This is a genomic window from Methanolobus sp., from assembly GCF_030682845.1.
GTDB lineage: Archaea > Halobacteriota > Methanosarcinia > Methanosarcinales > Methanosarcinaceae > Methanolobus.
The window spans coordinates 23,810-36,985 of sequence record NZ_JAUXNK010000063.1 but is presented as its reverse complement, the minus strand read 5'-3'; the positions used below and the strand labels follow the sequence as shown (position 1 = coordinate 36,985).

General features: G+C 46.3%; 13 protein-coding genes. 12 read left to right on the top strand and 1 reads right to left on the bottom strand.

What is annotated here, in order from left to right:
• Nucleotides 1-173: 173 nt before the first annotated feature.
• Nucleotides 174-2,108 (top strand): hydantoinase/oxoprolinase family protein, encoded by a 1,935-nt coding sequence (locus tag Q8J68_RS07440; protein WP_305310890.1) that lies wholly within the window; start codon nt 174-176, stop codon nt 2,106-2,108.
• A gap of 66 nt (nt 2,109-2,174) precedes the next feature.
• On the opposite strand, the gene Q8J68_RS07435 is transcribed toward Q8J68_RS07440, so the two are convergent.
• Nucleotides 2,175-2,489 (bottom strand): DUF134 domain-containing protein, encoded by a 315-nt coding sequence (locus Q8J68_RS07435; RefSeq protein ID WP_305310889.1) that lies wholly within the window; start codon nt 2,487-2,489, stop codon nt 2,175-2,177.
• A gap of 198 nt (nt 2,490-2,687) precedes the next feature.
• On the opposite strand from Q8J68_RS07435, the gene Q8J68_RS07430 reads away from it, so the two are divergent.
• From Q8J68_RS07430 to corA, 11 genes are all read left to right on the top strand, one after another.
• On the top strand, nt 2,688-3,011 hold the full coding sequence (locus Q8J68_RS07430; protein ID WP_305310888.1) for a NifB/NifX family molybdenum-iron cluster-binding protein: 324 nt from the start codon (nt 2,688-2,690) through the stop codon (nt 3,009-3,011).
• Nucleotides 3,012-3,021: 10 nt separating this feature from the next.
• The gene (locus Q8J68_RS07425) at nt 3,022-3,414 is read left to right on the top strand and encodes a NifB/NifX family molybdenum-iron cluster-binding protein (RefSeq protein WP_305310887.1); all 393 of its coding nucleotides are present in this window, start codon (nt 3,022-3,024) and stop codon (nt 3,412-3,414) included.
• Between the two features lie 46 nt (nt 3,415-3,460).
• The gene (locus Q8J68_RS07420; RefSeq protein ID WP_305310886.1) at nt 3,461-4,306 is read left to right on the top strand and encodes an ATP-binding protein; all 846 of its coding nucleotides are present in this window, start codon (nt 3,461-3,463) and stop codon (nt 4,304-4,306) included.
• 1 nt (nt 4,307) lies between these two features.
• The gene (locus Q8J68_RS07415) at nt 4,308-5,177 is read left to right on the top strand and encodes an ATP-binding protein (RefSeq protein WP_305310885.1); all 870 of its coding nucleotides are present in this window, start codon (nt 4,308-4,310) and stop codon (nt 5,175-5,177) included.
• 224 nt (nt 5,178-5,401) lie between these two features.
• Nucleotides 5,402-5,599, top strand: coding sequence for a hypothetical protein (locus Q8J68_RS07410; protein ID WP_305310884.1), 198 nt, complete (start codon nt 5,402-5,404; stop codon nt 5,597-5,599).
• A 105-nt stretch (nt 5,600-5,704) separates the two neighbouring features.
• Nucleotides 5,705-6,658, top strand: coding sequence for a cation diffusion facilitator family transporter (locus tag Q8J68_RS07405; protein ID WP_305310883.1), 954 nt, complete (start codon nt 5,705-5,707; stop codon nt 6,656-6,658).
• A gap of 592 nt (nt 6,659-7,250) precedes the next feature.
• Complete coding sequence (locus Q8J68_RS07400) at nt 7,251-7,892, top strand: MarC family protein (protein WP_305310882.1); 642 nt, start codon at nt 7,251-7,253, stop codon at nt 7,890-7,892.
• A 230-nt stretch (nt 7,893-8,122) separates the two neighbouring features.
• A complete protein-coding gene (locus tag Q8J68_RS07395) occupies nt 8,123-9,937 on the top strand; it encodes a glycosyltransferase (RefSeq protein ID WP_305310881.1) in 1,815 nt (604 codons plus the stop codon).
• Nucleotides 9,938-9,939: 2 nt separating this feature from the next.
• Nucleotides 9,940-10,917, top strand: a complete 978-nt coding sequence (locus Q8J68_RS07390) for a DUF4921 family protein (RefSeq protein ID WP_305310880.1) — start codon at nt 9,940-9,942, stop codon at nt 10,915-10,917.
• A 26-nt stretch (nt 10,918-10,943) separates the two neighbouring features.
• Entirely contained in the window at nt 10,944-12,107 is a 1,164-nt protein-coding gene (locus Q8J68_RS07385) for a glycosyltransferase family 4 protein (RefSeq protein WP_305310879.1), read from the top strand.
• Complete coding sequence (gene corA / locus Q8J68_RS07380; RefSeq protein ID WP_305310878.1) at nt 12,104-13,168, top strand: magnesium/cobalt transporter CorA; 1,065 nt, start codon at nt 12,104-12,106, stop codon at nt 13,166-13,168. Before Q8J68_RS07385 ends, corA begins: the two co-directional genes overlap by 4 nt.
• Nucleotides 13,169-13,176: the final 8 nt, after the last annotated feature.

The window sequence follows — 13,176 nt, the reverse complement described above, 5'->3', positions numbered from 1 at the left end:
TTTAAGCTGGAATCAGGTTTGAAAGCAAAAAGGCCATTTGCTCAGTGTTCTTATCAAAATAGCACGAATTTATCCACAAAAGAGAAGAAATATATAATAATATTGCAAAGGATTTAAGTATTAATTCGCAAATAGGGTTTAATAGACAGTAAAGAGAAAGGAGAAGAAGTACAATGCATTACGGTCTTGGTATTGACACCGGCGGGACGTACACAGACGCGGTCCTTTTGAGGGGATCCGATGGTGTTGTCGTTGATTCAAAAAAAGCATTTACTACCTACCCGGACCTGCAGGTCGGTATAAGTAGGGCCCTGGATTCGCTTGATCATGATCTGCTCCACAAGGTAAACCTGGTGTCAGTTTCGACCACGCTTTCTACTAATTCATTGCTTGAAGGTACGGGAACCCCTGTAGGACTTGTACTCATAGGACAGCATCCTGCAGACATGGAATTCCCTACGCCGGATCTAATAGTTGTATCAGGCGGCCATGGTCCCAGTGGCGAAGAAGAAGCATCTTTGGACATCGGATCTATCCGGGAGTTTGGCAGCCGGACAAAAGACACAGTGGAGGCATATGCCATCTCCGCCTTCTTCGGTACAAGGAACCCCGAACATGAACTGAAGGCTAAATCAGTGATCCAGGAGATCACAGGCAAACCGGTTGTTTGCGGCCATGAGCTGTGCCAGGAGCTGGGGGCCTATGAAAGAGCAGTGACTGCTGTCCTGAATGCTCAATTGATTCCTATCACCCATCATTTTGTCAGCGCCGTAATGGCAGATATTCGCAACAGGGGCATCAATGCAAGAATGCTGATGCTCAAATGCGACGGATCTGTATACAATCTGGAGGATGCACTTGATAAACCGATCGAGACCATTTTCTCAGGGCCTGCTGCAAGCCTGCTGGGAGCATCCTACCTTGCCAAACTGGATACATGCGCAGCTATAGATGTAGGAGGCACCAGTACTGACATATCTGCAATATATCATGGCGTGCCTGAGATAAGTGCTTCAGGTTCAGTTATAGGAGGATGGAAAACACGCGTTAAAGCCATGAAGATGGAAACTTCGGCAACAGGTGGTGACAGCCATGTATGGGTCATGGACGGTGAAGTGATGATCGGCCCCAGGCGTGTTATTCCTTTATGCGTTGCTGCCGTCACGTATGCAGGCCTGTTGCAGAAGCTCAACCTTATGAGACTGATTCCACGCAAATCACTTAGTGAGAATTACCAGCCTACGAAGTTTTTGGTCAGGACCGAGTACAGCGTCAATGGCCTGAGCAAAGAGGAAGCTGAGATACTGCAGCATATCGGGAACGAGCCGGTAAGCATAAATGAACTTAATGAAGCGCTGCATGCTATGCCTTCTGGCAAGGCAATAGACTCTCTAATAAAGAAGAGACTGGTGCAAGCTATCGGTTTTACACCCACGGATGCCCTGCATGTGAGAGGAGAGTATACTGCCTGGGACGTAGATGCTGCCAACGCGGGTGCTGAACTTCTGTCCCGTTATACTGGCATAAAAAAATATGAATTTTGCACATCGGTAAAAGAACACGTTGCAAGGAATATGGCCCGTAACCAGATGACCTTTCTCTTACCTGAACGTGCCAGGCCTTTTGTGGACGAAATGCTGAGCGGCCTGTATCCGGCAAAGTTCAGTGTGAAATTGCCCATAGTATTGCTGGGAGGGCCTGTGAGGGCATATGCTAAGGAAATGGCTGCTTTCCTTGACGGCGAGATAATAGTACCCGATCATGCAGATGTCGGAAATGCAGTGGGAGCTCTTGCCGGAAAAGGTGTCAAAAGGGTGGAGGTGTTAATTATGCCGTCGTCCATCGAAAAACCGACCGAGGATTTCCTTATATTCTATCCGGGAGGAAGGGAACAGGTTGTAGATTACAGAGAGGCCTTTGATAGGGCAAGGCAGATAGGGCTGGAAATAGTGCATGAGTATGAAACACGCTGTGGTGTCAGCAGGGAAGAAACGAAGGTAAACGTATCGGTGGTGAACATTGCCCCGGAGAACTGGCCTTATCCGCCTCTGGAAACCAGGATAACTATTGTGGGCGTGGGTGATCCAATGATGATCATAAAGGAATGAAATTGTAATTACTGAGCCGGGTGTTAACCTATCCTGACGGATAAGTCATCATCATTACATAGCCGGTTAAGTGTGTCCCTTAGTGCTTACGTAATTTCCGCCTGCTATTTCTATAGCCTTCCCGGTTGTTAAGGCGATAGCTACCTTTTTCCTGGCACTTTGCAGGTCTTCCCAGAAGGACCTCCGTGATATCCCCATCTGATATGCAGCATCTTCCTGCGTGAGACCTTCGATATCTACCAGACGCAGGGCTTCAAGCTCTTCAACTGCGAGAAAGACCACTTCCAGCTCACATAAAGGCACTCCCCTGGGTTTAAAATAGATCACATCAGGAGTGTGCTCCACACGCCTTGGGCATTTCGGACGTCCTCTTTCCTTCATAGCATTTTTCACAAAGGCTATCATTCATATATACTTTCTCATGAGCCTGGCGACCTCATAGCTTTGAATATATCCCATAAATGAGTAAATACATAAGTATTGTGGATTAACTTTATGTATATTCCCTCATATTAGAATATATTCAGCAGAAAACATGATTGCTGACATATAGAGCACGTACCTGAAAAAGTGAGTAAAATGAAGATATGTGTCACCACAAAGGACAAGGGTCCTGAAGCAGGAACTGACCCGCATTTAGGACGATGCATGTATTTTATGTTCGTCGATACGGACAGCCTGCATACTGAATTCGCTGATAATCCGTATGCTGCTGCATCGCAGGGTGCAGGTGTACAGGCCGCACAATATATTGCAGGCAAGGGAGTCGATGTTCTTATTTGCGGGAATCCGGGCCCTAACTCCATGTCAGTTATGGAAGCTGCAGGCATAAAGATAGTGAAACTCCCAGAAATGAAAGCTATGGAAGCTGTGCAGGCATTCCTTGGAAATAATGATAGTTAAAGGTGAAAATATGAAGATCAGTATACCATCTATGGGTAAAAACGGCCTGGAAGACCAGGTAGGACAGCATTTTGGTAAAGTTTTGAACTACATTATCTATGACACGCAGACCGGGGAAACTTCAATACTACCCAACACCAGTGAACACAACGGAGGAGTAGGTTTGCCTCCTGAACTAATGTCCCGGAACGCTGTGAATGTAATGCTTTGCGGAGGACTGGGCAGGAAAGCTGTTGCAATGTTTGATGAGTACGGAATAGAAGTATTTGTAGGAGCACAGGGGACGATCCAGGATGCTCTGAATGCGTGGAAAGAAGGAAAGCTGGAAAAGGCAAATCAGGACAATGCCTGCAGTTCACACGACAACCACGATCATCACGACCACCACCATCATCATCACTGAACTAATCGGACCCTTCATACATATTCGTGCAAGTAGCTGAGGCTCCATGAGGATAGCAATAGCAAGCGGTAAAGGCGGCACCGGCAAGACAACGGTGTCTGTCAATCTTGCATTGTCCCTGGAAAATGCCCAGCTCCTTGACTGCGATGTAGAGGAACCAAACTGTAACCTGTTCCTGAACCACCCGCTCCAAAAACTAAGAGACGTGGGAACGCAGGTACCTGTCATTTCTAAAGATAAGTGCACTTCATGCGGTAAATGTGCAGAAGCATGTCGCTTCAATGCCCTTGCAGTATTATTAACAGGTGTCATTCTCTTTCCCAAACTATGCCACGGCTGCGGCGCATGTTCCCTTGTATGCCCGGAAGGTGCAATCTCCGAAACGATCCAGGTGATTGGTTCCATTGAAAGATCAGTTTCCCATACCCACAGAATAGAACTGTACCAGGGAGTATTGAATATCGGTGAGCCGATGGCTTCGCCGATTATACGTTCCCTGAAAGAACACATCGATGACAGCAGGACAGTGATCATAGATTCTCCTCCGGGTACTTCCTGCCCGGTCATCGCATCCATAACCGGGGCAGACTTCTGCATACTTGTCACAGAACCTACTCCGTTTGGATTGCATGACCTGATACTTGCTGTAGAGCTGGTAAAGGATCTGCAGATACCATATGGCGTGATCATCAACAGGCATGGTACCGGCTATGAAGGAGTGGAGGATTATTGCTCCGAGAACAACATTCCTGTGCTTATGAAGATACCCTACGATATGAAGATAGCTGAACTATACTCCGAAGGTGTTCCTTTCGTGCTCCGAATGCCCCAGTGGAAAAATAGATTCCTGGATACATTCAGAGAACTGCAAGTGCTTACAGGCAGGTGTTGAGATGGTTAAGCAAATAACTGTTATCAGTGGTAAGGGCGGCACAGGCAAAACAACTCTCACAGCAGCTTTTGCCTCCCTTGCAGATAATGCCCTTATAGCAGATTGTGATGTGGATGCTGCGAACCTTCACCTGATACTTGACCCGGTAATGACCAGCAAGCTGGATTTCTACGGCATGAAGGTGGCTGCGATCGATCAAAGTAAATGCTCTGCTTGTGGATCATGCAAAAAAGGATGCAGATTTGGTGCCATCACTGAAAGATTTGTGATCGATACACATGCCTGCGAAGGCTGTGGAGTATGTGCATTTGTCTGTCCGAAAGAGGCTATCGTAATGAATGAGCATAAAGCCGGGGAGGTGTACAGATCCATGACCCGGTTCGGTCCTTTCGTTCATGCACGTTTAGGCATTGGGGAAGAGACAGGAGGCAAGCTGGTCTCAATGGTGAGGAAAAATGCAGCGGAGATGGCTACAGTGCATGGCAACGACCTTATCATTATAGATGGCCCTCCGGGAATAGGCTGCTCTGTGATAGCTTCCATATCCGGCACAGACCTTGTGTTCATCGTCACAGAACCCAGTGTTTCAGCGATACATGATCTTGAAAGAGTTATCAAGGTCGCTGCCCACTTCAGGATAAAGACAATTGTCTGCATCAATAGATGTGACATCAATGCAGAAAAAACAACACATATAGAAGACTATTGCAGGGAAAATGGTGTGAAGGTCATAGGCAAACTCCCTCTGAGCGAAAACCCCACTAAAGCAATGCTTGAAGGCAGAACAGTTATTGAGTATAAAGACGACATTTTTACAGGGACTGTTCAGGATATATGGTACAGAGTACATAGAGAACTTGTTTCGCAGTAACCCTATCCTTTTTCCAGTAATCTATTATCCCTGCTTATACTTACTTTAAAATATAGGAGGGTACTATTTTTGTTTGTTCATTGTTTTGACCTGCAGAGCTATGGCTTCATTCTCATACATCAGAAATGATTCAAAAAGTTGTGTGGAGGAGAGAGCTCCAGCCAGCGGCAGAGCCCTCCCTTAGTGGATGGGTAAGTGGAGGTAGTATTTAGGAGGTAGTTTTGATGGAAATAGACCCCATGCCACTAATACCCGAGTATTACTTTACTCCGGTTGAGGCGGTAATAGGAATAACTTATATATATAGATATTTACCAAATAATATGCATAAGTCGAATAATTGCACAAGTTGGTTTGACTTCGCCCTGTTTATGCACGCTAGAGGCAGTTGCAATAATAAAAGAGAATGCAGGCTTGCCTGATAGGTCGCAATAATGCAAAATCGGAAATGAGATATATACATATCGCTCATAAGGACAAAAGGGAGGAATAGGGATATTAAAGCAGGGAGTGGAGGACAGGTGCTCATGAAAATTTTTCATGGTGGGCCAAACGCTGCACACGCAGGTAAGCATGGGACTGTCGACCCTTTGATCCTGAGCACGGAGAAGGGGAAAAGAGCCGTCAAAATATCTTTTATGGGCTTGGTTGTGATTGCAGCTATCCAGGTTGTCATTGTGTATATATCGGGCAGTGCGGCTTTGCTTGCAGATACGTTCCATAATTTTAGCGATGCTGTGACTACAGTACCCCTGTGGATAGCCTTTTCTATAGCCAACAGGAAGCCAAACCGAAGGTTCACATACGGATATGGGCGTGCAGAGGATGTGGCAGGACTGGCCATAGTAGCCCTGATACTATTCAGTGCATTGTTTGCTGCCTATAACGCCATTATGCTTCTGCTTGATCCCGGAACCATAGCTTATGTGGAAGTTGTGGCCCTTGCAGGAATAGTGGGTTTTGCAGGCAATGAAATGATAGCACAGTACAGGATAAAGATTGGAAAGGAGATTGGTAGCGCCGCGCTTATGGCAGACGGATATCATGCCCGAAGCGATGGCCTGACAAGCCTTGCAGTCCTGCTGGGTGCCATCGGGGTCTGGCTTGGTTACCCGCTTGCAGACCCGATAGCTGCTATTTTCATAACCGTCGCCATATTGAAAGTGTTCTGGGATTCGGGGAAGCTGGTATTTGGCAGGCTGATGGACAGTGTCGATCCGGAAGTGGTTGATGATATATTGCATGCTATTGGCCACATCGAAATGGTTCTGGATATAACTGATGTCAAGGTCAGATGGATAGGCCACAGGATGCATGCGGAAATAACAATTGCTGTGGATTCAAATCTTTCAGTAAAAGAAGGTCACGACATAACCCGGGAAGTCAGGAACTCACTGGCCCGGCATGTTACATATCTTTCCGGCACGACCATTCATGTTGAACCTGAGAACGCCTCCGGCAAATGCAGTCTGCAGGTATGAACTGCTGTTCTGAGAGAATAATGCCTGAACCGGCAAAATAAAAGTAAATCCACAAAAATCTGACTGTTTTAGGCAAATACCAAAAACAATCAGATTCACTTTTATATTAGAATCTACGTTATAGACTAAAACAGTACAATTCAAGGTAAGATGAGGCGCCTGGAAACCACCACGCTTTAAGGCGCCTCTCTCCTAACGAATCCGAGATGTTCCCCAACATCTCTCAAATAATCCCCTCCCAGATTGCGGCTCATTCCCCACGACCCGCATAACATACAACGTCCTATTTTTATATAACCTAAACCTTAGTGAATTATGCATGGATGCTGAATTTGACCAGACGTACTATATTCATACAAAGCCATGTATTATAGCGCTATTAAAACTTCAGCACTTATTTTGTTGATAAGTAAAATAAAGAACAAATGTAGTTAACTGTAATAGGCAGATATAATTCTGAATAAGACTCCAGTCATCCCTACAAATGAAGTCGTAAGGCTTTCTTTACCTTTAACGCCCATTTATCATAAATTGAGACCACAAATGTTATGTATAGTAAGAATGGTTCTAAAAACGGTAGGGAGTAATCACAGTGCAGGACATGGCATTCTTTCTTGGCTCTTTTCTTTCCCTTTTCGCTATAGTCAGTCCCTTGAGCGGGGTCGTGACCTTTGTCTCGCTCACGAACAACATAACATTTGAAGAGAAGAACATAATTGCAAATAAATCAGTGATACTTGCCTGTATCATAGCCCTCTTTTTTGCTTTTACAGGCGGCCTTATCCTGGATTTCTTCAGCATAACCATAGATTCGCTCAGGATAGCGGGCGGTGTCCTTCTCTTTGTAGTCGCGTTTGATATGATACTTGGGAAAGTTTCCCGCGAAAGCATAACTGATAGCGAGATAGATAGTTCCATTGACCGCAGCGACATATGGATATTCCCGATAGCTCTGCCTCTTCTTACTGGACCTGGAGCCATATCCACAGTTATCGTGCTGATGAGCAGTGCAGCTTCTGTGATACAGAGCATCAGTGTCATCGTATCGATATTACTTACATTCGCCATCAGCCTTGTGCTGTTCAGGTTCTCAAGAAGGATATACAAATTCGTGGGATATACCGGGATGCTGGTATTCACAAGACTGATGGGCCTTCTGCTTGCAGCCCTGGCTGTGAACTTTATCGCGACCGGATTGTGGAATACATACGTGTCATTCATTACCCTCCCCTGAAGCTTCTCTGAAAATTTCAATACTGCACCTGTCCCACCGGAATATGTACTGCTGGCTATACCGTTTGCGTTGTTGCTGTTTGCAGCCGATGAGCTAAGAAAGTATCTCATCAGGCGCGGCTCAACACCAGTCAGTGGTTTACTTGGATGGTAGATCTTTTGAAAAATGGTTTACTTTCAAACAGTTCAGATATTCTCATATATTATAGTCAATATAAAGAAAATGTAAAAATGGGAGCTGGAAAAATAATGGAAAGCAGGTTCATAGTCATAGCAGGTGAAGAAGCAGGACCAAAATCGAATAAGATGGGAGGTATATGGAATGTTATCGATGCAGAGGCGAGGAACCTTGCACAGATGATAAGCGATGGAGTCCTGGGAGAAGGGACCTTACCCCGTATCATAGTCGCGGGACCTTATTACGGACACAGCGGAGCTGACTGGAACAAGGGGCTGAACCGTATCACTGATATGAAAGTGTTCAGCGACTATGAACCGGAAGGAGAACTGCTATCTGCACTGGAACAGCTTAATTCCAGAGGCATAGAAACACACACAGGTTGCGGGAAAGCAGGCGATATCGATATCATTTACATAATGTTCAAAACAAACGATTTCAATATTATCAGTTCTGAATACAAAGAGGAGAGGATGTCCCTCTCAAGCATGATAAAAGCTGAGGCATACGACCTTACCGGGCTGGACTCGCTGCATTATGAAAGCATGAACAACGGAATGGAATATACGCATTATCTTAACCTGTCCTATGCTATATCGGAACTTGTCCGCTTACTTGTAAACGCCGGCAGAAAGGATGAGCCTGAATATAGTGACAGGGCAGTGTCAGAGTTTGCAGCCTCTCTTCTGCCATCTGTGCAGGTTTCCCTTCACTGCCATGAATTCGGGGTATTCTATGCGACCGCACGGCTTGAGAAACTGGGTGCGAGCGTGCATACGGTGGCAACCTATCATGCCACGATACCGGGCAGGGTCGCAGGCCATCGCTCTATCCTGAAAATAAGGGAAAAGGACAGTTCCTGGGATAGCGGGGTGCCTGTCAATTTCGCAAAACTCGAATCACTGTCATCACATGCGGATGTAGTTACCGCTGTCGGGGACTCAACACGTAAGGAAGTAAAACTGTTTTACGGCATCGATCCAATAGTGGTGCGCAACGGCATAGATCTCAACAGCGCTGAGGTCGAATGGGCTAAAAAGACCATTCACCGAAAGAAGATACAGGAATTCCTGTCAGAGAAGATATACAATGTCTTCGACAGCAAGGTCATCCCCCCGGACAGGATAGTCCCCATTTTTTCCATCTCCCGTATAGAGATCGAGAACAAAGGTTATCCTGACCTGCTTGATTCCCTCGTGATACTTGACAGGATGGTAAAGACCGAGATAGATGCAGGCCACCTTGATGAGAATTTCAGGGTCATCTGTTTCATTGTAGCTGCCCACGGGCCAAAGGCCAATACCCCGGAGAATTTCCCTATATATCTGCCTGAAGAGGTCCTTATCGGAGAAGAGATAAGGCTTCAGCAGATGATAGAATCCAGAGGAATTGATTGCTCCCGCATTCCCGGCGGAAGCAGGCATGTTGCTGCAGTGCTCTATCCCCAGTGGCTCTCTGACCATGACGGCGGACTGAATATGACCACTGACGAGTTCATGTCCGGGTGCATCGCCGGCGTCTTTCCTTCAAAGTACGAACCATTCCTGCTGACAGGACTCGAGGCCGGGAAAGAGGCAACCCCCAGTATCGTTAGCAAGATATGTGGTTTCAGTGACGCACTTAACACTCTCAAAAGACTCGTTATGGGAATGGGCGGGGTTATCGTTGTTGACAACATTAACCTTTCATACATTGAATCGATAACTGATTATGCGCTTGCGATGGATTATTTCATAGATACTTACATAGGAGATAAGGTCAAGTACAATCTGCTCTGCCAGGAAGCAAGCCTGCTTGCAAAGGACATGAACTGGAGAGCGCCAACCAGGGAATACTATGAGCTTCTTACAGGTACAAGGATGGATTGAACATGTCCGAGATACGCAAGCATTATTTCCTTGACAGGCACTGCATAATAGCCACGGGCAGAGCTAAAAGGCCCTCTGCTCCAAAAGCATGCAATGATGACATACCCTCATCAACCTGTGTATTTTGCAGTGGGCACGAAGAAGAGACACCTCCTGCAACTTCAGTATATAAAAAAGGACAGGTGCTGAAAGATACTGATGGTCAGCGTGTGACAGGATGGGATGTCCGGTGTATCCCAAACCTGTACCCTGCACTCTCTCCCGATGCCCCGGAAGCGGCAACTTCGGGTTTTGAGGTTCTGAGGGGCTACGGCTTTCATGAGGTCATCGTGGAGCACCCTTTGCATGGCAGCAGGCTTCACCTGTTCTCCGATGAAGAGATATTGCTTCTGATGCAGGTTTACAGGGACAGGGTAATGCACTACCAGTCACAGGAAGGGATCAAATATGTATCACTGTTCAAGAACTGGAGCAAGAAGGCAGGTGCCTCCCTTGACCATACACACTCCCAGCTCATTGCACTCCCGCTTCTGCCTTCCGAAATTTCTGTGGAACTACAGGCTATCCGCCATCTTGCAGAGTGCCCCTATTGTAATATAGTTAAAAGAGAGAAAGGCAGTAAGAGGCAGATATACGAGAACAGCTATTTCATAGTGATAGCTCCCTACTGTTCGGGAGTGCCCTATGAACTATGGATACTGCCACAACAGCATGTGCACCATCTGTCCGTATTAACTGATGAGATGCTCTTTTCCCTGGGAGATTGCCTGAGATACGCGGTTTCAAGGCTGGATGCCACAATACCTGAACTTGCATATAATTATATGTTCTTCCAGACAGAAGGTAACCCGGAATATCACTTCAGCGCAAGGATACAGCCTGTCACATCCATAGCTGCAGGATTTGAGAAGAACACAGGCATTTACATAAACTCAATGCCTCCTGAAATAGCAGCCGATCACCTTATGGACAGAGCCTGATAGACATTATGGACGGGAGTAATATTATGAAAACATTAAGAATTGCGATGTTCGCATGGGAAAGCCTTTATTCAGTGAATGTGGGAGGTCTTGCCCCTCATGTCTCAGAACTTGCAGAAGCCCTCGCACAAAGAGACCACGATGTGCATATATTTACCCGAAATAAGGATATGAACCCCTACGACATTGTCAACGGGGTCCATTACCACAGGGTCAGCCATTCGCTCTCCGGGGGGATAGTGCAACAGATGGACAGCATGTGTGATGCCATGCACTCTGCTTTCTGGGAAAGCGTTCACAGGTTTGGCAACTTTGATGTTGTGCATGTGCACGACTGGCACCCGGTGAATGTGGTGAGCAGACTGAAAGCAGAGTCAGGGATACCTTTTGTTACCACCTACCACAGCACTGAATGGGGAAGGAACGGCAATGTACATGGCAACTGGTGGGAAGCTATGGAAATAAGCCACAGGGAATGGAGAGAAGGGTATGAGTCCTCCCAGGTCATATCAACTTCCAGGGCACTGACAGCAGAGATCCAGCAACTATACCAGATACCCGACTATAAGATATCGATAATACCCAACGGGCTTAATGAGAATAAGATGAAAATGGATGTCGATCCTGGAGAAGTGAAGTCCGCTTATGGTATCCACCCTTATGCACCTGTGGTCCTGTTCGTGGGTCGGATGAATTACCAGAAAGGACCGGATCTTCTTGTAAAGGCTATACCGAAAGTCCTTGAAAACAGGTGGGATGTAAGATTCGTTCTCATAGGTGAAGGCGAGATGCGGCCAGTATGCGAGGACCTTGCACGTAAGCTTGGCGTTTACAACAGCTGCCACTTCCTGGGCTATGCAAGCGAAAATACGAAAAAGGAGTGGGTGAACTCCTGTAACCTTATGTGCGTTCCAAGCCGCAACGAGCCATTCGGGATAGTACTGCTGGAAGCATGGGACGCAGGCAAGAACATTGTTGCAACGAATGCAGTAGAACTTATTGACAACTTCCATAACGGTGTGACAGTATATCAGACACCTGATTCGATTGCATGGGGAGTAAATCATGTGCTTGACAATTATGCTGACGGGCAGCTTGGCATGGAAGGAAGGAAACTCCTCAGGGATAAATATAACTGGGACAAGATAGCAGAAAAAACAACAGAGGTCTACCTGAAGGCAATAGCATGAGAAAACAATCATCCGGGGCGTCAAAGAAAGTTGGCCTTGCCCCGGGAACAGTTATCCATGTGGGCGATACAAACATAAGTAAGCCCAAAATAACTCTGATCAGTTATGATAAGGATACGTTTGAAGAAAAGGTAGTTGAAAGCATTGAGGACTGCTTCCTCTGCAAAGACCCAAAGACCGTATCCTGGATAAATGTCGATGGTGTGCACCAGGTGGACATCATTGAGAAGATAGGCACACAATTTGGCCTGCATCCCCTGGTGATGGAGGATATAGTCCACACTGAACAGCGTCCAAAGATGGAGGACTTCGAGTCCTACATATATCTTGTGATAAAGATGCTGCAATTTGATGACGATACTTCTGTGGTGACCTCTGAACAGGTGAGCATCATCCTGGGTCCTGGTTTCGTGCTATCCTTCCAGGAAATCGAAGGGGATACCTTTGATCATGTAAGGGGAAGGATCAGGAACTCAAAAGGACGCATCCGTTCCGCAGGAGCCAGCTACCTTGCCTATGCATTGATGGATTCGATAGTTGACAACTACTTCGTTGTGCTGGAAAAGATAGGCGAGTTCCTTGAAGTACTTGAAGAGGATATGATAGAGAATCCCACACCTGCTATCCTTCAGGATATCCACATGATCAAAAAGGAGATCATTTACCTTCGCAGGTCGGTCTGGCCCCTTCGGGAGGTCATCAACAATCTGGATCGTTCGGAATCCCCCCTTGTAGAGAAAGTGACGGTGGTGTTCCTCAAGGACCTGTATGATCACACCATAAGGATAATAGAAACTGCGGAAACTTACCGCGATATCACTTCCGGGATAATGGATGTCTACCTTTCGAGCGTCAGTAATAAGATGAACGAGGTCATGAAGACCCTGACAATAATAGCCACCATTTTCATCCCGCTCACATTCATAGCAGGAGTTTACGGCATGAACTTCGAGCACATGCCCGAGCTGGACTGGGAATGGGGATATCTTGCTGCCTGGACAATAATGGTAATGATATCCGTTTCCATGCTGATATACTTCCGCAGGAAGAGATGGCTTTAAACAATAGC